The 25,821-nt window shown below is 72.0% G+C and carries 20 protein-coding genes; 3 read left to right on the top strand and 17 right to left on the bottom strand.

The window, feature by feature from the left end; translation table 11 throughout:
* Positions 1 to 43 precede the first annotated feature (43 nt).
* From rplS to BLW85_RS27440, 6 genes are all read right to left on the bottom strand, one after another.
* On the bottom strand, positions 44 to 394 hold the full coding sequence (gene rplS, locus BLW85_RS27465; protein WP_070022289.1) for a 50S ribosomal protein L19: 351 nt from the start codon (positions 392 to 394) through the stop codon (positions 44 to 46).
* 133 nt (positions 395 to 527) lie between these two features.
* On the bottom strand, positions 528 to 1,361 hold the full coding sequence (gene trmD / locus BLW85_RS27460) for a tRNA (guanosine(37)-N1)-methyltransferase TrmD (protein ID WP_070022290.1): 834 nt from the start codon (positions 1,359 to 1,361) through the stop codon (positions 528 to 530).
* A complete protein-coding gene (rimM, locus tag BLW85_RS27455; RefSeq protein WP_070022291.1) occupies positions 1,361 to 1,933 on the bottom strand; it encodes a ribosome maturation factor RimM in 573 nt (190 codons plus the stop codon). Before rimM ends, trmD begins: the two co-directional genes overlap by 1 nt.
* Before the next feature lie 104 nt (positions 1,934 to 2,037).
* On the bottom strand, positions 2,038 to 2,277 hold the full coding sequence (locus BLW85_RS27450; protein ID WP_029385578.1) for an RNA-binding protein: 240 nt from the start codon (positions 2,275 to 2,277) through the stop codon (positions 2,038 to 2,040).
* A 5-nt stretch (positions 2,278 to 2,282) separates the two neighbouring features.
* A complete protein-coding gene (gene rpsP, locus BLW85_RS27445) occupies positions 2,283 to 2,702 on the bottom strand; it encodes a 30S ribosomal protein S16 (RefSeq protein ID WP_070022292.1) in 420 nt (139 codons plus the stop codon).
* A 295-nt stretch (positions 2,703 to 2,997) separates the two neighbouring features.
* Entirely contained in the window at positions 2,998 to 3,594 is a 597-nt protein-coding gene (locus BLW85_RS27440; protein WP_070022293.1) for a hypothetical protein, read from the bottom strand.
* 526 nt (positions 3,595 to 4,120) lie between these two features.
* Here BLW85_RS27440 and BLW85_RS27435 point away from each other — a divergent pair.
* Positions 4,121 to 4,963, top strand: coding sequence for an SAM-dependent methyltransferase (locus BLW85_RS27435; RefSeq protein WP_074993492.1), 843 nt, complete (start codon positions 4,121 to 4,123; stop codon positions 4,961 to 4,963).
* A 9-nt stretch (positions 4,964 to 4,972) separates the two neighbouring features.
* Here the strand turns inward: BLW85_RS27435 and ftsH are convergent, their stop codons facing one another.
* The 6 genes from ftsH to nsdA all read right to left on the bottom strand — a co-directional run bounded on the left by ftsH (position 4,973) and on the right by nsdA (position 14,706).
* Entirely contained in the window at positions 4,973 to 6,919 is a 1,947-nt protein-coding gene (ftsH, locus tag BLW85_RS27430; RefSeq protein ID WP_071828579.1) for an ATP-dependent zinc metalloprotease FtsH, read from the bottom strand.
* A gap of 89 nt (positions 6,920 to 7,008) precedes the next feature.
* Positions 7,009 to 8,559 carry a signal recognition particle protein gene (ffh, locus tag BLW85_RS27425; RefSeq protein ID WP_070022295.1) on the bottom strand — a complete coding sequence of 517 codons (1,551 nt, stop codon included), beginning with the start codon at positions 8,557 to 8,559 and terminating at the stop codon, positions 7,009 to 7,011.
* A 97-nt stretch (positions 8,560 to 8,656) separates the two neighbouring features.
* Positions 8,657 to 11,101 carry a [protein-PII] uridylyltransferase gene (locus BLW85_RS27420; RefSeq protein ID WP_425275372.1) on the bottom strand — a complete coding sequence of 815 codons (2,445 nt, stop codon included), beginning with the start codon at positions 11,099 to 11,101 and terminating at the stop codon, positions 8,657 to 8,659.
* A gap of 47 nt (positions 11,102 to 11,148) precedes the next feature.
* Complete coding sequence (locus BLW85_RS27415) at positions 11,149 to 11,487, bottom strand: P-II family nitrogen regulator (protein ID WP_070022297.1); 339 nt, start codon at positions 11,485 to 11,487, stop codon at positions 11,149 to 11,151.
* Positions 11,484 to 12,866 carry an ammonium transporter gene (locus tag BLW85_RS27410; RefSeq protein WP_074993487.1) on the bottom strand — a complete coding sequence of 461 codons (1,383 nt, stop codon included), beginning with the start codon at positions 12,864 to 12,866 and terminating at the stop codon, positions 11,484 to 11,486. The genes BLW85_RS27415 and BLW85_RS27410 overlap by 4 nt, the downstream gene beginning before the upstream one ends.
* A gap of 364 nt (positions 12,867 to 13,230) precedes the next feature.
* A complete protein-coding gene (gene nsdA / locus BLW85_RS27405) occupies positions 13,231 to 14,706 on the bottom strand; it encodes a transcriptional repressor NsdA (RefSeq protein ID WP_074993484.1) in 1,476 nt (491 codons plus the stop codon).
* 458 nt (positions 14,707 to 15,164) lie between these two features.
* Between nsdA and BLW85_RS27400 the strand changes: the two genes are divergently transcribed.
* Positions 15,165 to 15,827 (top strand): bifunctional DNA primase/polymerase, encoded by a 663-nt coding sequence (locus BLW85_RS27400; RefSeq protein ID WP_074993482.1) that lies wholly within the window; start codon positions 15,165 to 15,167, stop codon positions 15,825 to 15,827.
* 93 nt (positions 15,828 to 15,920) lie between these two features.
* Here BLW85_RS27400 and ftsY read toward each other — a convergent pair whose 3' ends face one another.
* Positions 15,921 to 17,123: a signal recognition particle-docking protein FtsY gene (gene ftsY, locus BLW85_RS27395; RefSeq protein ID WP_070022301.1), complete on the bottom strand. Its 1,203-nt coding sequence runs from the start codon at positions 17,121 to 17,123 to the stop codon at positions 15,921 to 15,923.
* A gap of 170 nt (positions 17,124 to 17,293) precedes the next feature.
* Between ftsY and BLW85_RS27390 the strand changes: the two genes are divergently transcribed.
* Entirely contained in the window at positions 17,294 to 18,745 is a 1,452-nt protein-coding gene (locus tag BLW85_RS27390) for a cytosine permease (protein ID WP_070022302.1), read from the top strand.
* A 634-nt stretch (positions 18,746 to 19,379) separates the two neighbouring features.
* On the opposite strand, the gene BLW85_RS27385 is transcribed toward BLW85_RS27390, so the two are convergent.
* From BLW85_RS27385 to BLW85_RS27360, 4 genes are all read right to left on the bottom strand, one after another.
* Entirely contained in the window at positions 19,380 to 20,798 is a 1,419-nt protein-coding gene (locus tag BLW85_RS27385) for a sugar porter family MFS transporter (protein WP_070022303.1), read from the bottom strand.
* Positions 20,799 to 21,047: 249 nt separating this feature from the next.
* Positions 21,048 to 24,656 carry a chromosome segregation protein SMC gene (gene smc / locus BLW85_RS27380; RefSeq protein WP_074993479.1) on the bottom strand — a complete coding sequence of 1,203 codons (3,609 nt, stop codon included), beginning with the start codon at positions 24,654 to 24,656 and terminating at the stop codon, positions 21,048 to 21,050.
* A gap of 252 nt (positions 24,657 to 24,908) precedes the next feature.
* Positions 24,909 to 25,112, bottom strand: a complete 204-nt coding sequence (locus BLW85_RS27370) for a hypothetical protein (RefSeq protein ID WP_014675251.1) — start codon at positions 25,110 to 25,112, stop codon at positions 24,909 to 24,911.
* A gap of 370 nt (positions 25,113 to 25,482) precedes the next feature.
* Complete coding sequence (locus tag BLW85_RS27360) at positions 25,483 to 25,764, bottom strand: acylphosphatase (RefSeq protein WP_070022305.1); 282 nt, start codon at positions 25,762 to 25,764, stop codon at positions 25,483 to 25,485.
* Positions 25,765 to 25,821 lie beyond the last annotated feature (57 nt).

Genomic DNA, 25,821 nt, shown 5'->3' with positions numbered 1-25,821 from the left:
GGGCGAGATGTTATCCGTCCCCGCTGTGACTCCGGGGAAGCGCTCAGCTCTCGCGCTTCTCCTTGATCTTCGCGGCCTTGCCGCGCAGCTCACGGAGGTAGTACAGCTTGGCGCGGCGCACGTCACCACGGGTGACCAGCTCGATCTTCTCGACGATCGGGGTGTGCACCGGGAAGGTGCGCTCGACGCCGACGGAGAACGAGACCTTGCGGACCGTGAAGGTCTCGCGGACACCGGAGCCCTGGCGACGGATCACCACGCCCTTGAACTGCTGCACACGGGAGCGGTTGCCCTCGATGACGCGGACGTGCACGTTGACGGTGTCACCCGGGCGGAAGGCCGGGATGTCGCTGCGCAGCGACGCGGCGTCGACGGTGTCGAGCAGGTGAGACATTTCGTCTGCTTTCTTCGCTGATGCCACAGGTCATCAACGGGAGGAGGATGTACAGGAAGTCGTCGTGCGGGCCGGACGCGCGTCGTGTCCCCCTGTGGCAGGGGCGCACGCCGGGCGGACGCACAACAGCGGCCTATTCTTCCATGCCGCCGGCCCGGCGCCAAAATCGGCCGTACGGGTGGCCGTCGGGGTCCGGTTCCCAGCCCAGGATGGACAGCATCTCGCGGTCCTTCTTGTCGAACGCCTTGGGATCGCAGCGTTCGATCAGGTCGGGCCGGTTGAGGGTGGTGCGCCGCAAAGCCTCGTCGCGGCGCCAGCGGGCGATCTTCCCATGGTGGCCGCTGAGCAGCACGTCGGGGATGTCGCGGTCGCGCCAGACGGGCGGCTTGGTGTAGACGGGGCCTTCCAGCAGGTTGGCCATGGCGCCGGGGGCGAAGGAGTCGTCACGGTGGGACTCGGCGTTGCCGAGGACACCGGGCAGCAGCCGGGCGACGGCCTCGGTCATGACGAGGACGGCCGCCTCACCGCCGGCCAGCACGTAGTCGCCGATGGAGACCTCGTAGACGGGCATCCGGGTGGCGTACTCGTCGAAGACCCGCCGGTCGATGCCCTCGTAGCGGGCCGGGGTGAAGATCAGCCAGGGCCGCTCGGAGAGTTCCACGGCCAGTTCCTGGGTGAAGGGACGGCCGCTGGGGGTGGGCACGATCAGCGCGGGCGCGTGGGCGCCGCTCTCGTAGCCGTCGGCGAGGACGGTGTCCAGGGCGTCGCCCCAGGGCTCGGTCTTCATGACCATGCCGGGGCCGCCGCCGTACGGCGTGTCGTCGACCGTGTTGTGCCGGTCGTACGTCCATCCCCGCAGGTCGTGGACGTGTACCGCGAGCTGTCCGCGGTGCCGGGCCTTGCCGACGAGGGAGACGTTCAGGGGGTCGAGGTACTCGGGGAAGATCGTGACGACGTCGAGGCGCATTACGACTCGTCCCCCGGCGCGCCGGGCTCGTCCGCCGGCTCGCGGCTCGACGCGATCTCGGCGCGGTCGTCGATCAGACCGGGCGGGGGCGTGATGACGGCCCGCTGCTCCTCCAGGTCGATCTCGGTGACGATCTCCTCCACGAAGGGGATCATGACCTCGGTGCCGTCCGGGCGCTCGACGATGAACAGGTCCTGCGAGGGCAGGTGCGAGATCTCGGTGATCCGGCCGACCTCCGTGCCGTCCTCGGTGACCACGTCGAGGTCCATGAGCTGGTGGTCGTAGTACTCGTCCTCGCCCTCGGGCAGCTCCTCCGGGTCCACCTCGGCGATCAGCAGGGTGTTGCGCAGGGCCTCGGCGCCGTTGCGGTCGGTGACGCCCTCGAAGCGCAGGAGCAGACGGCCGCTGTGGACGCGGCCCGTCTCGATGGTCAGCGGTCCCGCGGAGGCGGGATCCGTGGCGAGTACGGCGCCGGGGGCGAGTCTCAGCTCCGGCTCGTCGGTACGTACCTCGACGGTGACCTCGCCCTTGATGCCATGGGCACGGCCGACCCGTGCGACTACCAGCTGCACCTGTCCAATTCTCCTGTCATCTCCTGCGCGTGTCCTGCTCATACGACTGCGGGCCGGGGACGGCCGAGTGGCCCTCCCCGGCCCGAGCCGGTTGCTTTGAAGCGTCAGCGGACGTTGTCCACGTCGACCAGGTCGACGCGGACACCGCGACCGCCGATGGCGCCCACGACGGTACGCAGAGCGCGCGCGGTACGACCGTTGCGGCCGATCACCTTGCCGAGGTCGTCGGGGTGGACCCGGACCTCCAGCACGCGCCCGCGGCGCAGGTTGCGCGAGGCGACCTGCACATCGTCAGGGTTGTCGACGATGCCCTTCACGAGGTGCTCAAGCGCCTCTTCGAGCATGCTGCTCAGGCCTCGGTCGACTCGGACTCAGCCGCGGCCTCGTCCTTCTTCTCAGCCTTCTTCTTCTGGGTGATGGCCTCACCCTTGGCCTCGTCGTCACCGCCGAGGGCCTCGAACGACGGACGGGCCGGCTTCGGCTCGGCGACGAGCAGCGGCGCGGGAGCCGGCTCGCCCTTGAACTTCTGCCAGTCGCCGGTCTTCTTCAGGATGGCGAGGACGGGCTCGGTCGGCTGGGCGCCGACGCCGAGCCAGTACGCCACACGCTCGGCGTCCACCTCGATGACCGACGGGTTGTAGGTCGGGTGGTACTTGCCGATCTCCTCGATGGCCCGGCCGTCACGGCGGGTACGGGAGTCGGCGACGACGATGCGGTAGTGAGGCGAACGGATCTTGCCCAGACGCTTCAGCTTGATCTTGACTGCCACGGGAGTGGGTTCTCCTGGATTTGACGTGGTAGGGCACGGCGAGACTGCCGCGTGGGGTTGCGGTACCCGAGTGCCCGATGGACGCGTCAGCCGGAGGAGAGAGGGGTCCTGTGCGGCTGTCGAGTACAGCTAGCCATTGTGCCATACCCGGCGGGTCGCTCCCGGCCGCGGGGGTGGGCCCCGGCCGGGCACGCGCGCATGGCCCCGCGCCCCGCCGGCCTGGGGCTGCCGACGGGACGCGGGAGGGGGTCGTGGTGTGGGGTCCGGCACCCACGAGATGCCGGGACCGACGGGGTCAGGCCGCGCCGGCGATCTCGGGGATGCGGAAGGGTTTGCCGCAGCCGCCGCAGACGATGGGGGCCTGGGCGAGGACCGAGGGGACCACGCGGACGTTGCGACCGCAGTCGCAGACGGCCTTGACGCGGACGCCTCCGCCCGAGGAGCCGTGCCGGGCGGCCGGGCCCCGGAAGGTGCGGGAGGTGTCCTCCGTCGTCGCCGCCGAGTGCGCCTTCAGGGCGCGCTGGAGGCGTTCGATGGTCGGGCGGTAGCGCCGCTTCGCCTCGGGGTTGAGCGTGACCAGCGAGAAGCCGCTGCTGGGATGCGGCTCCTCCGGGTGGTCGAGGCCCAACTCCTCGGCGATCGCGAGGAACCGGCGGTTGTGGTAGCGGCCGGCCCGGGAGGTGTCGCGGACGCCGCGCGCGGCGGCGATGCCGTGGACTGCCTCATGGAGCAGCCGTTCGAAGGAGAGTTCGTGCCCGCACGCGGACGACGACTCTCCGATCAAGGACTCTGGCGCGGCAAGGTCCGGCAGCTCGGGGTGGTACCGCTGAATGTCGGCCCACGCCTGTGCCAGCTCTGCGGCGAGAACAGGTGGTGTCTGTGTCGTGCTCACGTAATGACAACGAGCGGAGGGCACGCTGTGTTCCTATTCCGGGGCATCCCAAATAATTTGCACGTACCCGTCAGTTGCCGCTGATGCGTCCTGACGAGGGCGGGTGCGCTGATCTGCGGAGAAGCTTCACAGCTCCTCCCAAGCCGGTGCGTAGACGGCACTACGATCCGCCCAGTACGCCCTGTCGCGGCGATGGTCGACGGATGCGCAAGGGGCGATTCGGCCGCTCTTGACGCCACGTCTCACCTCGGTCGGCGCCCGTGACGGTCGCGACGTTACCGTGCGCGACCGCACTCCCCGGCACCGGCCCGTCCTCCGGCGTGCACACCGTAGGGCCACCCGGGTTGCCGGGATGTGAATTCTCGCCACACCCGTGCCGTGCACCCAAGCGATCCCCCACGCCCCCTGGACGGGGCCGCGCGGCCGCAGTTACCTGGCATACGTGGAAAGTGCGCACGCACGGACACGGGGGGCCACACACGATCCGGCACAGCGGCGAACCGTCGGCGGATGGGAGCGCTTGTCCATGACAGCTTCGCTCGTGCGGCACCGTCCGCCGCACGCGGACACCGGCACCCGGCACAACCCGAGCGCCCGAGCGCGGGACTGGGCCGAGATCCAGGAGCGGATGCTCGTACCGCTCCACGAGGCCGTCCACGAACGGCTCGACGTCGGCCCGGCCACCCGGCTGCTGGGCCTGCGCTGCGGCTCCGGGCTCGCCCTGCTGCCGGCCGTGGCGCGCGGCGCCGCGGTCACCGGCGTCGACTCCTGCCCCGAGCTGCTCGCCCTCGCCCGCGAACGGCTGCTGCCCGCCGACCGCGACGGCACGGGCGCGCGGGCGCAGCTCTGCGCACGTCTGCCGCGCGTGACGGAGCACGCCCCGTTCACCCTCGTGACCCTCTTCGAGCCCCTGCGCCGGCCCGCGGACGGCTCCGAGGAGCCCGGCCGGCTGCTGGCCGACGCGCTGCCGCTCGCCGCCCGGGGCGCCGCCGTGGTGCTGGCCGGCTGGGGTCCGCCGGAACGCTGTGCCACCTCCTCGGTGCTGCGGGTGGCGGCGAATCTGGCCGATCCTTTGCGCAGGGCGGACGGTTGGCGCCCGGCCGGCCGGGACGACCTGGAGGAGACCGCCCGGCGGGCGGGGCTTCGGCCGGACGGCTCCGGGCGGGTCTCGTGCCCCTTCGGGTACGCCGACCCGGACAGCGCGGTCCGCGGGCTGCTCGCCACGGGCCTGTTCGACGCGGCCGCCCGGGCGACCGGCGCCGAACAGGTCGACAAGGAGCTGGCCGAGGCCCTGCACCCCTACCGCCGCCCGGACGGCACCGTCTGGATGCCCAACGTCTTCCGCTATCTGATCGCCCGCGTGCCCTGAGGCCCCCGGTCACCGGGGTTCTTCGGTCTCCTTGGCCGGCCGGGTGACGCCCGCGATCCGGTACGCGTCCGCCTCCTCCAGCGTCTCGTGCTCCAGCAGCGCCCCCGCCAGCGCGTCCAACTGCCCGCGGTGGTCGCGGAGTTTGCGGCGCGCCTCGTCGTAGCACTCGTCCACGATCCGGCGCATCTCGGCGTCGATGACGTCCAGGGTCTGCGGGGCGGCGGCCAGCCCGTAGGCCTGCTGGGCGTCGCTCGGCAGGGCCGACAGCCGGCCGACGCGCTCGCTCATGCCCCAGCGGGCCACCATGCCGCGCGCGATGTTCGTGACCTGCTCCAGGTCGCTCTCCGCGCCCGTGGTGACCACGCCGTAGACGACCTCCTCGGCGGCCATGCCGCCCAGCGCGCCGATGATCCGGCCCCGCAGGTACTCCTCGGAGTGCGCGTACCGCTCAACCTCCGGCGTGGACATCGTCACCCCGAGCGCCCGGCCGCGCGGCACGATGGTGATCTTGCGGACCGGGTCCGCGCCCGGTTGCAGCATGCCGAGCAGCGCGTGGCCGCTCTCGTGGTACGCCGTACGGCGCCGGTCCTCCTCCGGCATCACCAGCGTGCGCTCGGCGCCCAGCTGGACCTTCTCCAGCGCCTCGGACAGGTCGGCGGCGGTCACCCGGTCCTGCTTGCGCTTGACCGCGAGCAGCGCCGCCTCGTTGGCGAGGTTCGCCAGGTCCGCGCCGGTCATCCCGGGGGTCGTCCGCGCCAGCCGGGCCAGGTCGACGTCCGGGGCGAGCGGCACGTCCCGGGTGTGGATGCGCAGGATCGCCTCCCGGCCCGAGCGGTCCGGCGGGGCCACGCTGACCACCCGGTCGAAGCGGCCCGGACGGGTCAGCGCCGGGTCCAGGATGTCCGCGCGGTTGGTCGCCGCGATGACGATCACGCCCTCCGAGCCGGAGAAGCCGTCCATCTCGGTGAGGATCTGGTTGAGCGTCTGCTCCCGCTCGTCGTGACCGCTCATCGCCGTGCTGCCGCTGCGTGCCCGGCCGATGGTGTCGATCTCGTCGATGAAGATGATGGAGGGCGCCACCTTGCGGGCCTCGGCGAACAGCTCCCGCACCCGGGACGCGCCCACGCCGACGATCATCTCGATGAACTCCGACGCCGACGCGGAGAAGAACGGCACCCCGGCCTCCCCCGCCACCGCCCGTGCGAGCAGGGTCTTCCCGGTGCCGGGCGGGCCCGCGAGCAGCACTCCGCGCGGCAGCTTGGCGCCCATCCGGCGGTAGGCGTCCGGGTGCTCCAGGAAGTCGACGACGTCGTCCAGCTCGCCCTTGACCTCGTCGATGCCGGCCACGTCGGCGAAGGTGGTGCGCTCGGTGCCCGGTGCCGGGCCGACCGGCCGGGGCGGCGCCCGGCGGCCGAACAGACCGCCCGCGCCCCCGGACAGCGCCCCGCCGAGCCGCCGGGCGAAGAAGACCCACACGGCGACCAGGATCAGGATCGGGATCAGGGAGAGCAGCAGGTTGGACAGGAAGCTGCGCTCCTGGACCACCGGCCGCGCGGTCACCGTGACGCCGTGGCTGCTGAGGTTCTGCCACAGCCGGTCGTCCGCGAACGCCGGGCGCTGGGTCTTGAAGCGGGTGTACCGGCCGCCGCCCTCGGGGTTGTTCCGGGCGCTCTTCAGCTGTCCCTGGATGGCGTCGCCCTTGGAGTAGATCGTGGCGACATTGCCCTCGGAGACCTGTCTGCTGAACTCGGTGTAGGAGATCGTCGGCTGGTTGCCCTGGCCGAGGTAGTTCAGCCCCACCCAGGCCAGCAGGAAGACGATCACCGCGGTGACCAGCAGTCCCCACCACTTGCCGCCCCGGAGTCCGGGGCCGCCGGAGCGCCGGGGTCCCTCGGGGGTGCCCTCGGCGCGCCACGGCTGCTCCGGGTCCTTGCGCGGGGGCGCCGCATTGCTCATACAGGGACGTTACGGCAGATAGCCGGGCGCGGCACACGCTGAAGGGCGCCCCCTCGTGCGAGGAGGCGCCCTTCGGGGTCGTACGGCCGTCAGCCCATGAACTTCTTGAACTCGTCCGGCAGCTCGAACTCCTGGCCGCCCTGCTGGGGCAGCCCGAACGCGTTCCCGCCCTGCGCGGCGGCCTCGCGGCGCTGGGCCTCCTCCAGCTCCTGCTGCTTGCGCTTCATCGGGTTGCCGGAGCGCTGCTTGCCCTTGGCCTTCTTCTGCTGCTTCTTCTGCCGGCCGGGGCCGCCGCCCATGCCCGGGATGCCCGGCATGCCCGGCATGCCGCCGCCCTGGGCCATCCGGGACATCATCTTGCGGGCCTCGAAGAACCGCTCGACCAGGTTCTTCACCGCGCTGACCTCGACGCCGGAACCCTTGGCGATACGGGCGCGGCGGGAGCCGTTGATGATCGTCGGGTCCTGGCGCTCGCCCGGGGTCATCGACTTGATGATCGCGGCGGTGCGGTCCACGTCGCGCTCGTCGATGTTCTGGATCTGCTCCTTGATCTGGCCCATGCCCGGGAGCATGCCGAGCAGCTTGGAGATGGAGCCCATCTTGCGGACCTGCTCCATCTGGGCCAGGAAGTCGTCCAGGGTGAAGTCCTGGCCCTTCTTGGACGCCAGCTTCGAGGCCATCTTGGCGGCCTCTTCCTGGCTGAAGGTCTTCTCCGCCTGCTCGATCAGGGTGAGCAGGTCACCCATGTCGAGGATGCGGGAGGCCATCCGGTCCGGGTGGAACGCGTCGAAGTCGTCCAGCTTCTCGCCGTTCGACGCGAACATGATCGGCTTGCCGGTGATCTGCCGGATCGACAGGGCGGCACCACCGCGGGCGTCGCCGTCGAGCTTGGACAGCACCACGCCGTCGAAGCCGACGCCGTCGCGGAAGGCCTCGGCGGTGTTGACCGCGTCCTGACCGATCATCGCGTCGACGACGAAGAGGATCTCGTCCGGGGAGACGGCGTCGCGGATGTCCGCGGCCTGCTGCATCATCTCCTGGTCGATGCCGAGACGGCCGGCGGTGTCCACGATCACGATGTCGTGGACCTTGGACTTCGCGAACTCGATGGAGTCCTTGGCGACCTTCACCGGGTCGCCGACGCCGTTGCCCGGCTCCGGGGCGTAGACGGCCACGCCCGCGCGCTCGGCGACGACGCTGAGCTGGTTGACCGCGTTGGGGCGCTGGAGGTCACAGGCGACCAGGAGCGGGGAGTGGCCCTGCTCCTTGAGCCAGCGGCCGAGCTTGCCCGCGAGGGTGGTCTTACCGGCACCCTGGAGACCCGCGAGCATGATCACGGTGGGCGGCTGCTTGGCGAAGCGCAGGCGCCGGGTCTCGCCGCCGAGGATGGTCACGAGCTCGTCGTTGACGATCTTCAGGACCTGCTGGGCGGGGTTCAGCGCCTTGGAGACCTCGGCGCCGAGCGCGCGCTCCTTGACGTTCTTGATGAACGTGCGCACGACAGGAAGGGCCACGTCCGCTTCGAGGAGCGCGATGCGGATCTCGCGTGCCGTGGCGTCGATGTCCGCCTCGGACAACCTGCCCTTGCCGCGGAGGTTTTTGAAAGTCGCGCTGAGGCGGTCGGAGAGGGTATCGAACACGGTGGCGTCGGTCCTCGGGGTCGGAGTGGTCTGGGCTGCCCTCCAGGGTATCCGGCCCGGCGGGGCATCAGTCCCCGCCCGCCGCATTCGGCGTGCGTCACCCCGGGCGCAGTGCCTCCTCCAGCCCCCGCGCGACCGTCCGCGCGTCCGCCTCCGGCAGCGGCTCCCCCGTGCCCGTCGTGACGTAGAAGGCGTCGACCGCGTTGGCGCCCAGGGTGCTCACGTGCATGCTGCGCACGCGCACGCCCGCCTTCTCCAGGGCGGTGCCGATGCGGTGCAGCAGGCCGGGGGCGTCCTGGGCGCGGACCTCGATCACGGTGGCGTGGTGGGAGGCGGCGGGGGCCACGCCGACCCGGGGCGGCGGGGCCGCGGGGCCGCGGCGCCGCGGATAGGCGGCGTCCCGTTCGGCGAGGCGGCCGGCGATGTCCAGGGAGCCGTCGAGGGCGCGGACGAGGTCGGCGCGCAGGCGGGTCGCCTCGGGCAGCGAGCCGTACTCGGCGGCCACCCGCCAGTCGAGCAGCAGCACCGCGCCGTCGCCCTCGTCGTCGCCCACCCCTTCGGGCAGGCGCAGGGTGCGCAGCTCGGCGGTGCGCACGGTGAGCCGGTGCACGGCGAGCACCCCGGCGACCGCGGGCAGCACCGCGGCCTGGTCGGGTACGGCGATGAGCAGCTCGACGCCGAGCGGCTCGGGCGCGCCGGGCGGTTCCTCGGCGGGGAGCGGCTCGGTGCGGGCGCGCAGGGCGAGGACCGGGCCGCCGGTGCGGAATGCCTCGACGGCCAGCCGTTCCTGTTCGGCGGTGGGGGCGGCGGGCGCGGGCTCGTCCGGTACGTCGCCGGCGAGCAGGGCGGCGACGCGGCGGGCCAGGTCGGCGACCAGGGAGCCGCGCCAGGCGGACCAGGCGGCCGGTCCGGTGGCGAGGGCGTCCGCCTCGGTGAGGGCGGCCAGCAGCTCCAGGGTGGCCTGGCTGCCGACCGCCTCGGCGACCGAGCGGACGGTGGCGGGATCGTCCAGGTCACGGCGGGTGGCGGTGTCGACCAGCAGGAGGTGGTGACGGACCAGCGTGGCCAGTACGGCGGCGTCGGCGGGGTCGAAGCCGATCCGGGCGGCCACGTCCTTGGCGATGATCTCGCCGGCCACCGAGTGGTCGCCGGGCCAGCCCTTGCCCATGTCGTGCAGCAGGGCGGCGACCAGGAGCAGGTCGGGGCGGCCGACGTGCCGGGTGAGCGCGGCGGCGCGGACGGCGGTCTCGATCAGGTGGCGGTCGACGGTCCAGACGTGGACGGCGTTGCGCTGGGGGCGGCAGCGGACCCGTTCCCAGTCCGGCAGCAGCCTGCTGATCAGGCCCTCCGCCTCCAGTGCCTCCCAGACGTCGACGGTGGGGCGGCCGGAGCCGAGCAGGGTGACCAGCAGCTCGCGGGCCTCGGCGGGCCAGGGCGTGGGCAGGGGGCGGGCGGTGGCCAGGCGCCGTACGGCGTGCGGGGAGAGCGGGAGGCCGGCCTGGGCGGCGGCGGCCGCGGCGCGCAGCGGGAGCACGGGGTCGCGTTCGGGGCGCGCGGCACGGGCGAGCACCACCTCGCCGTCCTGTTCGACCACGCCCTCGGCCAGCGGGGAGCGCTCGGCGGCCGGCTTTCCGCCCAGCATGGCGCGCAGGCGCGGGCGGACGGCGCGCGAACGCAGCACGCGCCCCACTTCACGCCAGGTGACGTCACCGGCGTACGAGACGACCCGCGCGGCCTCGTAGACCTGCCGCAGCAGGGTGTCCGCGTCGAGCAGGCCCAGCCCGGCGGCGACCTCGTCCTGTTCCTGGAGCGCGAGCCGGTCGGTGGCGCGGCCGGTGGCCAGGTGGAGCGCGTCGCGCACGTCGAGCAGGCTCCGTCGGGCCTCGGCCAGGCCCTCGCGCGGGGCGTCGGCGAGCCAGGAGGCGGCGACGGCGCGCAGCGCGGTGGCGTCGCGCAGTCCGCCCCTGGCCTCCTTGAGGTCGGGTTCCAGGAGGTACCTCAACTCGCCGTGCCGCTCGGCCCGTTCGTCGCACAGCTCCCGGAGTTCGGGCAGGCGCCGTGGGGCCTGGTCGCGCCAGTCGGCGAGGACGGCGGTGCGCAGAGCGGCGGTCAGGGCGGGATCGCCGGCGAGGTGTCGGGCGTCCAGCAGGCCGAGCTGGACCTTCAGGTCCTCGCCGGCCGTCCGGCGGGCCTCGGCGAGGGTGCGCACGGAGTGGTCGAGGGCGAGGCCGAGGTCCCAGACCGGGTACCAGAGGTGGTCGGCGAGGGCCGCGACCGCGGCCGCGTCGGAGCCGTCGTGCAGCAGCAGGAGGTCGAGGTCGCTGCGCGGGGACAGCTCGCCGCGGCCGTAGCCGCCGACGGCGACGAGGCTGACGCCCCGGGCCCGGCCGGCCCCGCCGGTGAAGAGGGCGGCGAGCCAGTCGTCGGTCAGTCCGGCGAGGGCGGCGCGGCGCGCGGGCCCGGGGCGCGCCCCCTCGGTGAGGAGGCGCACTCGTGCCGCCGCGTAGCCGCCGGGTCCGGTGTCCTCGGCCCGTGTCCGCATCTCGTCACCCGTCACAGCGCCTCCCGTTTCCCTGGCCCGCCGCCGTCTCAGAGCGCGTCCGGGCCGCGCTCGCCGGTGCGCACCCGTACGGCGGTCTCGACCGGAACCGACCAGACCTTGCCGTCGCCGATCTTGCCGGTGCGGGCCGCCTTGACGAGGGTCTCGATCAGCTGTTCGGCGTCGTCGTCCTCGGTCAGCACCTCGATGCGGATCTTGGGCACCAGGTCGACGGTGTACTCCGCCCCGCGGTAGACCTCGGTGTGGCCCCGCTGCCGCCCGTAGCCGCTGGCCTCGGTGATCGTCAGCCCGTGGACGCCGAAGGCCTGGAGGGCCTCCTTGATCTCGTCGAGCCGGTGGGGCTTGACGACGGCCGTGATGAGCTTCATGCGTCCACCTTCCTGGTCTGCTTGCCGGTCTGCTGCCCGGCCCGGTTGTCGGTCTGCTTCCCGCTCCCCGCGCCGGCCGGGACGGCGGAGCCGAGGACGCCGCCGCCGGCGCCGCTGAAGTCGTAGGCGGTCTCGGCGTGCTGGGCGCGGTCGATGCCGGAGACCTCCTCGTCCTGGGTGACCCGCATGCCGAGGGTCTTGTCGAGGAGGAAGGCGAGGACGGCGGAGACGATCAGAGAGTAGGCGAGCACTCCGCCGACACCGGCGCACTGCTTCCACAGCTGGGTGAAGGAGTGGTCGCCGTAGAAGACGCCGGTGGCGGTGGACTGGCCCTTGCCGCTGGCGAAGAAGCCGACCAGCAGGGAGCCGATGATGCCGCCGACCATGTGGACGCCGACGACGTCCAGGGAGTCGTCGTAGCCGAAGCGGAACTTCAGTCCGACCGCCGCGGCGCAGGCGACACCGGCGATGGCGCCGACGGCGATCGCGCCGAGCGGGGTGACCGCGCCGCCGGAGGGGGTGATGGCGACGAGGCCCGCGACCGCGCCGGAGGCCGCGCCGAGGGAGGTGCAGGCGCCGTGCCGGACCTTCTCGTAGCCGAGCCAGGCGAGCATGGCGGCGGCGGTGGCGATCTGGGTGTTGACGAACATCAGCGGGCCGACGCCGTCGTCGTTGCCGAGCCAGGACCCGGCGTTGAAGCCGAACCAGCCGAACCACAGCAGGCCGGCGCCGAGCATGACCAGCGGCAGGCTGTGCGGGCGCATCGGGTCCTTCTTGAAGCCGACGCGCTTGCCGATGACGAGGATGACGCCGAGGGCCGCGGCACCGGCGTTGATGTGCACCGCCGTGCCGCCGGCGAAGTCGATCACGCCGAGCTTGTAGGCCCAGCCGCCGGTGCCCCAGACCCAGTGGGCCACCGGGAAGTAGACGAGGGTGACCCACAGCACGAGGAAGACCGTCCAGGCGCTGAACCGCACCCGGTCGGCGAGGGCGCCGCTGATCAGGGCCGGTGTGATGATCGCGAACATCATCTGGAACACGGCGAAGACGAAGACCGGGATGGTGTAGCCCGGCCACAGGTCGGTCTTGCCTATGCCGGTCCAGCCGACGAAGCCGGAGGACCAGCCGATCAGCGAGCCGTGGTCCGTGCCGAAGCTCATCGAGAAGCCGTAGAGCACCCACAGGATGGTGACGGCACCCATGCTGATGAAGCTCATCATCAGCATGTTCAGGGTGCTCTTGACGCGCACCATGCCGCCGTAGAAGAAGGCGAGGCCCGGGGTCATGAGCAGGACCAGGGCGGATGCGATGAGCATGAAGCCGGTGTTGGCGGCCGACAGCTTGGGGGCGTCCGCCGCGAGCATGATGGCTGGGGCCATCGGCGTCTCCTCGTCGTATGGGTCGGCCCGCGCGGGTGGTGCCGCCGCGCTCCGGTCGGGCGAGGGGTGGGCCGGTTATGCGCCAGAGACTGACGCAGCGCGGTTTCGACGGGAGCGCCTCGGTGTTTCACGGGGGTGACGAAGGCGTCCTGTGTGTTACGCGTGGGTGAAGGGCGGGTCCGGGTCACCGGGCGTGGTCGCGGCGGCGCCGGGCGTCGACGGGCCGGCGGCGGACGTGGACGCGGTGGCCCCGGCGCCCACAGGCCGGCCGCGGCGCGGACCTCTCGATGACCTGGCGTTGGGGGAGCCGAGTCGGGCGGTTCGGGAGGTCCGGCCGCGGCCGGGGTTCGGGGGGCCGCCGGGGTCAGACGGCCTCGGCGTCCGGGAGGTCGACGGCCAGCTGTTCGGTCAGGTCGACCACGGCGGCGAGGTCGCCGTGGTCGCGCACGGCCGTGTCGACCGTCTTTCGGATACGGTTGTTCACCCGTTCGGAGCGGACCTTCTTGGCCACGGTCATGGCCCGCGAGGCGTACTCCGTACCGGCCTCGGGCTCGCCCTGGAGCAGGTGCACGGTGGCCATGCCGATCAGGTTGAGCGCGTACGACCGCTGGTGCTCGCCGTCCTTGGCGAACAGCTCCACCGCCCGCCGCATCAGCGGCTCGGCGAGGGAGGCGTAGGTGGGGCTGCGGCCGGCGACATAGGCGAGGTCGCGGAAGGAGTGGGAGTTCTCCGCGTACAGCTCGGCCTCGGAGAAGAAGCGGATCCAGTCGGGGTCCGGCTCGTCCCACTCCTCGGCGTCGGCGAAGGTGTCCTCGGCCATCCGGACCGCGCGCTTGGTGCGGCCGGGCTGGCCCATGTTGGCGTAGGCGCGGGCCTCCATCGCATACAGCATCGCCTGGGTGCGCGGGCTCGCGCAGTCGCGGCTGCCGTACTGGGCGAGGTGGATCAGCTCCAGGGCGTCGTCGGGCCGGCCCAGGTGGATCATCTGGCGGCTCATGCTGGAGAGGATGTACGAGCCGAGCGGCCGGTCGCCCGCCTCCTTGGCGGCGTGCAGGGCGAGGACGAAGTACTTCTGCGCGGTGGGCTGGAGGCCGACGTCGTACGACATCCAGCCGGCCAGTTCCGCCAGCTCGGCGGCGACCTTGAAGAGCTTGCGGGTGGTGGCCCCGGGCTGGGGCTCCTGGAGCAGGTCGGTGACCTCGTGCAGCTGGCCGACGACGGCCTTGCGGCGCAGGCCGCCACCGCACTGGGCGTCCCACTGGCGGAACATCCGGGTGGTCGACTCCAGCAGTTCCAGTTCCGGCTTGGACAGGCGGCCGGGCCTGCGGGAGTCGAGCGGGGAGTCGGGCTCGGGCACGGCGGGGGCGCCGGGGGTGGGCACCAGCCAGCGCTGCATCGGCTCGATCAGGGAGGGGCCCGCGGACAGGGCCAGGGAGCTGCCGAGGAAGCCGCGCCGGGCGAGCATCAGGTCGCTGCGGGAGAACTCGCCGAGCAGGGCGACGGTCTGCGGGCCGGTCCAGGGCAGGTCGACGCTGGACGTGGAGGGCGAGGGACGGGCGGCGCGCAGGCCCAGGTCCTCGATGGAGACCACGCAGCCGAAGCGCTCGGAGAACAGCTCGGAGAGGATGCGCGGGATCGGCTCGCGCGGGTTCTCGCCGTCCAGCCAGCGACGCACGCGGGAGGTGTCGGTGGAGATGTGGTTGGCACCCAACTGGCGGGCCCTGCGGTTCACTTGGCGGGCCAGCTCGCCCTTGGACCAGCCGCTGCGCACGAACCACGAGCCGAGCAGCTCATTGGGGCGCTTGTCAGCGTTCGTCCCACTACCGCCGTTGCCGCCCACTGGAACGCCCCCATTCCCGAGACCTCTTGTCGCCTGAGTGCGCCAAGCCTTATCAGAATGCCGGTAAATACGGTTCGCCGTCTCGCGGTTCTCACCCTTCGAACGGGCTGCCGAAATGCCTCCGGCATACCCACGGACGCATGTGCCCGAGGCTTCTGCGTACTCACAGTAATCCCACGATCACCGGCTGGGCCACGGGGATCACAGAAACGCCACCATTCGCCACCCCTTCAAGTGAACTCACGGCCCGCCACACACGATTCACTTGACATAGGACGAACGGAAGTGGGCGGAGTGGTGCACGCAGGGGCGCATGCATTCCGATGCACCACCCGACACGCTTCAAGGCGCCACCTTGGCCCCCTGACCCGGAGGGAAGGCGGAGCCGTAGCGTTACGTTCCGCTTCCGTCTCGTTCCGTGTCGTAACCACCGGCGCGCCGGACCCGTTGGAGGGGGCATGGGCTTCACGATCGGCGGCATTCGCGAGATCCGCTCCGGCGCGCGTCGGCGTGGCCGGGCCGCGGAGTGCACCACCGTCGCCGAGTTCACCGGCCTGTGGGGCTGGGACGTGGTGCCGGGGGCGAGGGCCGCGGCGGGCGTCTGCTCCTGCGGGCGCCCCGGGTGTCCGGAGCCGGGCGCGCATCCGCTGGAGTTCGCGCCCGAGGTACCGGCCGGCGCCACCCTGGACGAGGTGACCAAGGCCTGGGCGGAGTTCCCGGGGGCCTCGGTACTGCTGCCGGTGGGCCGCGCCTTCGACGTCGTGGAGGTCTGCGAGCAGGCCGGGCGCCGGGCCCTGGCCCGGCTGGAGCGGATGGGCCTGCCGCTCGGTCCGGTGGCCGTCACCCCCGAGGGGCGCGCCCACTTCTTCGTGGCGGCCGGCGCCGCCGCCGAGCTGCCCCGGCTGCTCTACCGCATGGGCTGGGACGACCCGCGCGCCCTGGACCTGCGCGGCCTCGGCCCCGGTACGTTCATCACCGCGCCGCCCTCCGACCGGGGCGGCCTGGGCCCGGTGCGCTGGCTGCGCCCGCCCGCGCTGGACCGCGCGACCCGCCCCCCGGCGGCCCGGCTGCTGCTGGGCACGCTGGCGTACGTGGCACACCGCTCGCGTGCGCGGGACTGAGCGCGCCCGCGGCGCCGGAAAAGCGAAGTGCCCGTCCTCGACTGCACCTTGAGGGCGGGCACTTCTTCATGAAGGGTGATAACGCGGCTACGGTCAGTCTCCGATCAGCGCGTCCACGAACGCCTCCGGCTCGAACGGCGCCAGGTCGTCCGCGCCCTCGCCGAGACCGATCAGCTTGACCGGGACGCCCAGCTCGCGCTGGACCGCCACCACGATGCCGCCCTTGGCGGTGCCGTCCAGCTTGGTCAGCACGATGCCGGTGATGTCCACGACCTCGGCGAACACCCGGGCCTGCACCAGACCGTTCTGGCCGGTGGTGGCGTCCAGGACCAGCAGCACCTCGTCCAGCGGCGCGTGCTTCTCGACCACGCGCTTGACCTTGCCCAGCTCGTCCATCAGGCCGGTCTTGGTGTGCAGTCGCCCGGCGGTGTCGATGAGGACGACGTCGACCCCCATCTCCTTGCCTTCCTTGACCGCGTCGAAGGCCACGGAGGCGGGGTCGCCGCCCTCCGGACCGCGCACGGTGTAGGCGCCGACCCGCTCGCCCCAGGTCTGGAGCTGGTCGGCGGCGGCGGCCCGGAAGGTGTCGGCGGCGCCCAGCACCACGCTGCGGCCGTCGGCGACCAGGACGCGGGCGAGCTTGCCGGTGGTGGTGGTCTTGCCGGTGCCGTTGACCCCGACGACCATCACGATGCCGGGCTTGCGGTCGGCGGGCTCGGTCTTCACGGTGCGGTCGGCATCGGTGCCGACCAGCTTGAGCAGCTCCTCGCGGAGCAGGCCGCGCAGCTCCGCGGGGGTGCGGGTGCCGAGGACCTTGACGCGCCGGCGCAGGCCCTCGACCAGTTCCTGGGTGGGCTGCACACCGACGTCGGCGGTGAGCAGGGTGTCCTCGATCTCCTCCCAGGTGTCCTCGTCCAGGTGCTCGCGCGACAGCAGCGTGAGCAGTCCCTTGCCGAGGGCGTTCTGGGAGCGGGACAGGCGGGTGCGGAGCCGGACCAGCCGGCCCGCGGTGGGCTCCGGGATCTCGATCTCGGGAGCCTCGACGGGGGCGGGAGGCTCTTCTACGACGACCGGCGGGCCGCCCGGGAGATCCACCTCCTCGATCGTCCGGCGCGGTTCGTCGCGCGGCGTCTCGGCCTCTTCGCCGACGTGCGGCTCGGCCGGGGGCGCGGTGATGTCGGGCGCCTTCGGGGGCGGCGGGGGCAGCGACTTCCGGCGTCGGGTGCCCACGATCAGCCCGCCGAGCGCGCCGAGCACGACCACGGCGATGACTACAGCAAGGATGACGGTTTCCATAACGCGTCCAGTATCGGCCATGGGGTACTCCGTCACCGGGCTTGTGACTTCCTCCGAGAGACAAACGCCACGTAAAGCGAGGAGTCGGAGCAAAGTACGATGGTCCAGGTTCCGTTGACGCGCGTAGAGTCCGAGCGTCCCACTTCCCCCACTTGTGTAGGCCCTCCCCCATGAGCAAAACCGTCGAGACCGAAGGCGCTCTCGAGACCCGTGGCATCGAGCAGGTCCCCGATCACGAGCGGACCGGCCGGACCCGTGAGCTGTTTCCCACCTGGGTCGGCGCCAACATCAGCGTGCTGCTGCTGACGATGGGCGCGAGCCTCGTCGTGGCGTACCACCTGAACATCTGGCAGGCGCTGGTCGTCGCGGTGGCGGCGCCCGTCGTGTCGTACGGTCTCGTCGGTCTGATCGGCATCGCCGGCAAGCGGGGCGGGGCGCCGGGCATGGCGCTGTCGCGCGCGGTGTTCGGGCAGCGGGGCAATCTGCTGCCGGGGTCGCTGATCTGGGTGGCGCGCTGGGGCTGGGAGACGATCAACGCGGTGACCGGCGCCTACGCCATGCTCACCATTCTCGACATCCTGTTCGGCATCAAGGCGAACAGCGTGCTGGACATGGTGACGCTGCTGGCGTTCGTCGTGGCGACGTTCGCGATCTCGGGGCTCGGCATCAACGCCGTGCAGAAGTGCAACAAGTACGCCACGTATTTCTTCGGCGTCTTCTCGGTGCTGGTGCTGGTGTACCTGGCGGTGAAGACGGACTGGGCGCGGGTCGCGCACCACAGCGCCGGTTCGACGGCCTCGGTGATCACCGGCATCGGCATGATCGCGGCCGGCGGCGTCAGCTGGATCCCGACCGCGCCGGACTTCACCCGCTACCTGCCGCGCACGGCCTCCTCGAAGGCGATCGTGGGCACGGCGGTCGGCGGCGCCGGTGTGGTCGTGCTGCCGATGGTGCTGATGGGCGCGGTGATGGCGGTGTCCACGCCGGACCTGGCCTCGGCCGCCGACCCGGTGTCCTTCCTCGGCAAGATCCTGCCGACGTGGATCGCGGTGCCGTACCTGTTCATCGCGCTCGTGGGCATGCTGCTGATCAACTCGATGTCGATGTACTCGGCGGGCTTCACCGCCCAGACCCTCGGGTTCAAGGTGCCGCGGCACTGGGCGGTGTCGGTCAACGCCGTGATCTCGCTGGTGTTCGGCGGGGTGCTGATGCTGGTGGCGACGAGCTTCATGGGCTCCTTCATCGCCTTCCTGTCGCTGCTGGCGGTCGCGTTCTCGGCGTGGGTCGGCGTGTTCGGCGCGGACATGCTGCGCCGTACGGAGTACGACGGCCGGGCGATGGCCGACACGAGCCGTGCCAGCGCCTACTGGTACAAGGGCGGCTTCTCCCCCGCCGCCGTGGCTTCCTGGGCGATCGGTCTGGTCGGGGGCCTGCTGTTCACCACCTCGGACTGGTTCACCGGGCCGCTGGCGAAGAACAACGTCATCGGCGAGTACGGCCTGGGCTGGGTGGCCACGATCGTGATCTCGGCGGCGCTGTACCTGGCCCTTCCGAAGCCCCCGGTGGCCACGCGGTCCCCCCTCCCCTCCGACCGCCCCGAACCGGCCCCGACGGCAGCCTGACGCCGGACCCGGAACGCCCACGGCACCCGGGCCCGCACACGTCACCTCGCGTCCCCCTCCGCCACGCCTGGCGGAGGGGGACTTCGTCATGCCCGTCACGGTCGTTCCCCGCGATCCGGCCGCGCACGGGACCGGCACCGTGCGGACCGAGGGGCGCCACGGCGTCGCGGACGACCGGCTGCCGTCGCCGTTCGCGGGCACGGGCGCGGGCGCGGGCGCGGGCACGGTGTCCGGGGCCACGCGGAGCATCCCGGTGACCGTGTCGGCGGCGATCGGGCCGCCGCACGGCCCGCCGCGGCCGGCCGAGGAGACCAGGAGTGCCCCGTGTGCCGCGCGGACTGCACTCCCCACGAGCCCCGCGCCTACGCGACGCCCTCCCGCGGCCTCACCCCGGACCAGTTACCGAACGCAGGGCCGGACACCCTGGGGCCGCACGCGCTCGCGGGCGCCCGGCCCGTCGAGGAGGCGTGGCGCAGCCTGCGGCTGTTCGCCGAGCGGGTGGTGCCGGCGCCGGCGGAGCGGGCCGGGAAACGCCTCCGCCCCCGGACGGCGGTGGCCGTACCGGGGGCGGAGGGAGATGCGAGGAGAGGGGCAGCGGGGTCTTGGGCCCTTCTCCTCGGGTTCGGGGGGGCCGTCAGCCCATCTCCTCCAGGGCCTTGCCCTTCGTCTCCTTGACGAACTTCAGGACGAACGGGATGGAGAGGGCCGCGAACACCGTGTAGATGACGTACGTGACGGACAGGTTCCAGTCGGCCAGCGACGGGAAGCTCGCGGTGATCGCCCAGTTGGCGATCCACTGCGCGGCGGCGGCCACGCCCAGGGCGGCGGCACGGATCTTGTTCGGGAACATCTCGCCGAGCATGACCCAGACGACCACACCCCAGGACAGGGCGAAGAAGAGGACGAAGACGTGGGCCGCGATCAGGGCGACCCAGCCCTGCGTGGCGGGCAGCTTGCCGTCGACCAGGTGGTAGGAGAACGCCCAGGCCTCCAGGGCCAGTCCGACCGTCATACCGGCGGAGCCGATGAGCGCGAGCGGCTTGCGGCCGATGCGGTCCACGAAGATCATCGCGATCACGGTGCCGACGATGTTGATGATGGACGTGGTGAAGGAGTAGAAGAACGACTGCGTCGGGTCGACGCCCACCGACTGCCACAGCGTCGAGGAGTAGTAGAACGCGACGTTGATGCCGACGAACTGCTGGAAGACCGACAGGCCGATGCCGACCCAGACGATCGGCTTGAAGAAGAAGCCGCCGCCGAGCAGGTCCTTGAAGGTGGAGCGGTGCTCGCTCTTCATCGCGTGCTCGATGTCGGCGACGCGCTTGTCCAGGTCGATGTTCTTGCCCTCGACCTCGGCCAGGATCTCCTTGGCGCGCTCACGCTTGCCGACGGACAGCAGGAAGCGCGGGGACTCCGGGATGGCGAGCGACAGCATGCCGTAGAGGATCGCCGGGATCACCATGACGCCCAGCATGACCTGCCAGGCCTCCAGGCCCATGAGGTGGCCGCGCTGGTTGCCGCCGGCGGCGTTCAGCAGGCCCCAGTTGACCAGCTGGGAGATGGCGATGCCGACCACGATCGCGGCCTGCTGGAAGGAGCCGAGCCGGCCGCGGTAGGCGGGCGGGGCGACCTCGGCGATGTAGGCGGGGCCGATGACGGAGGCCATGCCGATGGCGAAGCCGCCGATGATGCGCCAGAAGGCGAGGTCCCACAGCGCGAAGGGCAGCGCGGAGCCGACGGCGCTGATCGTGAACAGCACGGCCGCGATCTGCATGCAGCGGATACGGCCGATCCGGTCGGCTATCCGGCCCGCGGTGGCCGCGCCGATGGCACAGCCGATCAGGGCGATGGCGATGACCTGGGCGAGCGCGGCGGGGCCGATGTCGTAGCGGTCACGGATGGCTTCGACGGCACCGTTGATGACGGAGCTGTCGTAGCCGAAGAGGAAGCCGCCCATGGCGGCGGCGGCCGCGATGAAGATGACATGCCCGAGATGTTCGGGATGAGCCGTCCCGGCTCCTGACTGAGGTGCCTGCGCTGTGCTGGTCACGTGAAACTCCTCGGGCCACGGCAACGCTGCCGGGGTGGGGGTGAGCCCTTCCAGGTCTCCAGTGGCGCACACGTCGGCGTCACTTACACCTGAAGGAAAAAGCAACGTTGCAGAGACTATGTCTTCAACTTTCGAAGTCAATAGGGGAACGGCTGTGAGTTTGTAGATAGATCACCTCGCTCCGCGTTCAAGAAGTGAACGAGAAGTGAGCGATCCCAGCTCTGCGATCGAATGGATCTTGAAAAGGGGTCAGCGAAGGCGCTGCGAGATGACCTTCGACACACCGTCGCCCTGCATCGAGACGCCGTACAGCGCGTCCGCCACCTCCATCGTGCGCTTCTGATGCGTGATCACGATGAGCTGCGACGCCTCCTGCAGCTCCTGCATGATCCGGATCAGCCGCTGGAGGTTGGTGTCGTCCAGGGCCGCCTCGACCTCGTCCATCACGTAGAAGGGGCTCGGCCGGGCCTTGAAGATCGACACCAGCAGTGCGACGGCCGTCAGCGACCGCTCGCCGCCGGAGAGCAGGGACAGCCGCTTGACCTTCTTGCCCGGCGGGCGCGCCTCCACGTCGACGCCCGTGGTGAGCATGTCGTCCGGGTCCGTGAGCACGAGCCGGCCCTCGCCGCCGGGGAACAGACGGGCGAAGACCCCCTCGAACTCGCGGGCGGTGTCCCGGTAGGCCTCGGTGAAGACCTGCTCGACCCGTTCGTCGACCTCCTTCACCACCTGGAGCAGATCGGCGCGGGTCTTCTTCAGGTCCTCCAGCTGCTCGCTGAGGAACTTGTGCCGCTCCTCCAGTGCCGCGAACTCCTCCAGTGCCAGCGGATTGACCTTGCCGAGCTGCTGGTACGCCCGCTCGGCCGCCTTGAGCCGCTTCTCCTGCTCGGCCCGTACGAAAGGGCGCGGCTGGTTGCGCGGGTCGTCCGGGTCCTCCGGCAGCCGCTCGCCGTCGGCGGGGGGCGAGGGCGGCACGGGCCGGTCCGGCCCGTACTCCGCCTCAAGCCCCGCCGGCTCGACACCCAGTTCCTCCAGCGCCTTGGCCTCCAGCTGCTCGATCCGCAGCCGCTTCTCGGCGCCGAGTACCTCACCGCGGTGTACTGAATCCGTCAACTTGTCGAGTTCCGACTTCAGTTCGCGTCCGGCGGTGCGGGCGGCGGCCAGTTCCTGCTCGCGCCGCGCCTTGGCGGCCTCGGCGGCGGTGCGCTCCCGGTCGGCGCGGACGAGGGAGACCTCGACGTGCGCGAGCAGGGTGCGGGCGCCGTCGGCGACCGCCTGGGCGACGGCCGCCTCGTGCCGCAGCCGGGCCCGGCGCTGCTCGGCCCGCGCCCGTGCCTCGCGCTCCGTGCGGGCCGCCCGGTCGAGCGAGTCGGCCCGCCCGGCGAGCCCCTTGACCCGCTCCTCGTGGGTCCGGACCTGGAGGCGTGCCTCCATCTCGGTCTGGCGGGCGTTGGCGCCGTCGATGGCGAGCCGGTCGCGCGCGGAGGTGTCCGGCTCCTCCTCGACCGGCGTCTCCTCGGCGACCGCCAGTCGCTCCGCCAGTTCCTCGGCCTCCTCCACGGCCCTGTCCAGCGCCTCCTGCGCCCGCGCGGCAGCGGCGGCGGAACGCTCGGCCTCCCCGGCCGCAGCGCGTGCCTGGCCGGCGAGCCGGCCGAGCTGCTGGGCGGTGGAGGACTTCTGCCGGTCGGCGGCCCGGCGGCGTTCGCTCAGCTCTTCGGCGAGGGCCGCGGCCTCGGCACGGCGCTCGGCCGCCGCGTGCTGTTCCCCGGCCAGCTCCGCGCAGCGGACCTCCAGCTCCGCCAGTTCCGCCGCGGCCTCGTCCACGGACGCCTGGACCTCCAGCAGGCTGGGGGCGCCGGCCGAGCCGCCCTGCGCGAAGTGGGCGCCCAGCAGGTCGCCTTCCGCGGTCACGGCGGTGAGGTGGGGGTGGGCGCGGACCAGGTCCTCGGCGGCTTCGAGGGTGTCGACCACGACGATGCCGTGCAGGAGCCGGTGGACGGCCGGCATCAGGTCCTCAGGGGCGCGGACCAGTGTGCCGGCGGGGATCGCGCGTGCGCCGGGCGCGGCTTCGTCGCCGCCGGGCGCACCGGTCCCCCGGCTGCCGCACGCCGGGCACGGCTCCGCGTCCGTGCGGGGCGCGTCCGGCGAGCCCGCGAGGAGCAGGGCCGCCCGGCCCCCGTCCTGCTTGCGCAGGAGGCGGATGGCGTCCGCCGCGGAGGCCGGGTCGGTCACGGCGACGGCGTCCGCCGCGGCTCCGAAGGCCGCCGCCAGCGGGATCTCATAGCCGGGGGTGACGGTCAGCAGTTCGGCAGCCGGGCCCAGGACGCCGGTGAGCCGGGCGTCCAGCAGGGTGCCGGTGCCGTCCTTGCGGCGCAGCCCGAGGGCCAGCGCCTCGTGACGGGCCTGGGTGGCGGCGCGGCGGCGTTCGGCGGCGGTGGCCGACTCGCGGGCCGTGGTCAGGGCGGCCTCGGCGGCGGCCAGCTGCCGTTTGGCGGCCTCGTGCCGCTCGGCGAGTTCGGTGTCGTCGGCGTCGAGTCCGTCGACCTCGGCCCGCAGCGCCTCGTACTCCCGCTGTGCGCGCACCGCGCGCTCCTGGGCCTCGTCGCGGGCCGTGGCCAGCCGGTCGATCTCGGCCTGCGCGGAGGCGGCGCGCGAGCGGGCCGCGCTCACCTGTCCGTGCAGCCGGGCCAGGCCCTCGCGGCGGTCGGCGATGGCGCGGGCCACGTCCTTGAGCCGGCGTTCCTCGACGGCCAGTTCCCGCTCCAGCTCGGCGCGGTGGGCGACCGTGTCGTCCAGGGCGCGCCGGGCCGCTTCGAGGGCGGCCTCCAGTTCGGCCTCCTGCTCGCGGACGCGGGCGGCCTCGCGCTCCAGGTCCTCGGGGTCGCGGCCGCGGCGCTCCTCGGGCGGTGCGGAGGTGGCGCTCTTGACCCGGGCCTCGGCCAGCGAGATCGTGCCGCGCACCCGTTCGGCCAGCTGGGACAGCTCGTACCAGGTCTGCTGGGCGCGCTGGAGGCGCGGGGCGAGCCGCCGCACCTCGTCCTCCAGGAGCGATTCGCGGTGCAGGGCCTTCTTCAGCTCCTGCTCGGCGCTCTCCTTGCGTGCCTTGAGGGCGGCCTCGTCGGCGATCTCGGCGTTGAGCGCCTCGCGCAGTCGTACGAGGTCGTCGGCGAGCAGCCGCAGCCGGGCATCGCGCAGGTCGGCCTGGATGACGGCGGCCCGCCGGGCCACCGCCGCCTGCCGGCCGAGCGGCTTGAGCTGGCGGCGCAGTTCGTCGGTGAGGTCCTGGACGCGGGCGAGGTTGGCCTGCATCGCGTCCAGCTTCCGCAGCGCCTTCTCCTTGCGCTTGCGGTGCTTGAGGACGCCGGCCGCCTCCTCGATGAAGGCGCGGCGGCCCATGGGGTCGGCGTGCAGCACGGAGTCGAGCTGGCCCTGGCCGACGATGACGTGCATCTCGCGGCCGATGCCGGAGTCGGAGAGGAGTTCCTGGATGTCCAGCAGGCGGCAGGTGTCGCCGTTGATCTGGTACTCGCTGCCGCCGTTGCGGAACATGATCCGCGTGATGGTGACCTCGGCGTACTCGATGGGCAGCGCCCCGTCGGAGTTGTCGATGGTCAGCGACACCTCGGCGCGGCCCAGCGGGGGGCGCCCGGTGGTGCCGGCGAAGATGACGTCCTCCATCTTTCCGCCGCGCAGCGACTTGGCGCCCTGCTCGCCCATGACCCAGCTCAGCGCGTCCACCACGTTGGACTTGCCCGAGCCGTTGGGCCCGACGACACACGTGATCCCGGGTTCGAAGCGGAGCGTGGTCGCGGAGGCGAACGACTTGAAGCCGCGCAGGGTCAGGGCCTTGAGGTGCACGCCGCTGGACTCTACCGGCCGCCGCTATCTCACTCCATGAACCCTCGCAAGCCCGCGGTTTCGCCGTTGGATATGCAGGGCACACCAGTTGTTGAAGAAGGTGAAAGGATGCGCGGGGGTAAGAAAGAAGGGACGCCGAAGCGTCCCTTGCGATTCTGAGGGGACGGCCTTGGTGCCGGCCGTCCGATCGACTGAGCGGTTGTTACGGGCACCCTGGCCGCTGCGACTGCTGTTGTGGAGCTGATGCAGCGATCAGGTGAGCGCAGGCTCCGCCTGGTGTGCGTCGATGCTCTCCATGATCCTGTCCTGAGAGGCGGCAGCCGTCAGCGCTTCGTTCTCCGCCTGGATCCTGACCAGCTCGGACTCCAGGTCCTGGACACGCTGCTGCAGCCGTCGCATCTCGGCGAGGAGTCGAGGGTCGGAGCCGCCGACGTAACCGAGAAGCGCCTTTGCCATGATGGATGGTCCTCCACACTGAGTGACCGACCGATGCGGTGTGGGTCGTGAGGGATTTCGCACCCGCGGTGCTTGGCACATCCGTGTTGCTCTGCTGTTGCTCGATGCCAAACAGCTAGGGTGCGCGGGGCTTTCAGCGTCTCACCAAAAAGTTTGACGGTCAACACGATCACGCCCCGTATTGGGGGGCGAACCGGGGCGCGCGGCCGGGAAATGCGGCGGCGCTGCGAGTCATCCGGGCCCTCGGGGCTCAGCGATCAGCTGTACCCCGGGAGCCTGCCACGCTGCGCCCTTCTTGGCAACCACCAGGCCGTTTCCGCTCCCGGCGGCCACCGCCCGGGTCGGTGCGCCGCGGCCGGGCGGCTCCGGCTCAGCGGACCGCGAAGCCGTCGTAGCCGCCGCGAGGTGTGTCCCAGATCTCGGTGACACCGTCGACGCGGCCGGGCGTGTCGTCGCCCTGGAGCCAGTCGAGCAGTCCCTCGCAGCCCTCGCGCGCGCCCTCGGCGACGACCTGTACCCGGCCGTCCGCCAGATTGAGAGCAAAACCACTCAGGCCGCCGATCTCCAGTGCCTTGGCACGCGTGAACCAGCGGAATCCCACGCCCTGTACGTGTCCGCGCACCCAGGCGACCAGTCGAACATCCTCACTCATGGGTGCAACCTAACCGGCCGGTGTCGTCCGGCACACATCGCCTCCGCGGGGCATGAG

The organism is Streptomyces misionensis, from assembly GCF_900104815.1.
Classification (GTDB): domain Bacteria; phylum Actinomycetota; class Actinomycetes; order Streptomycetales; family Streptomycetaceae; genus Streptomyces; species Streptomyces misionensis.
Note: the sequence above shows the minus strand (reverse complement) of the source record. Positions and strands in the feature narration are given on the sequence as shown.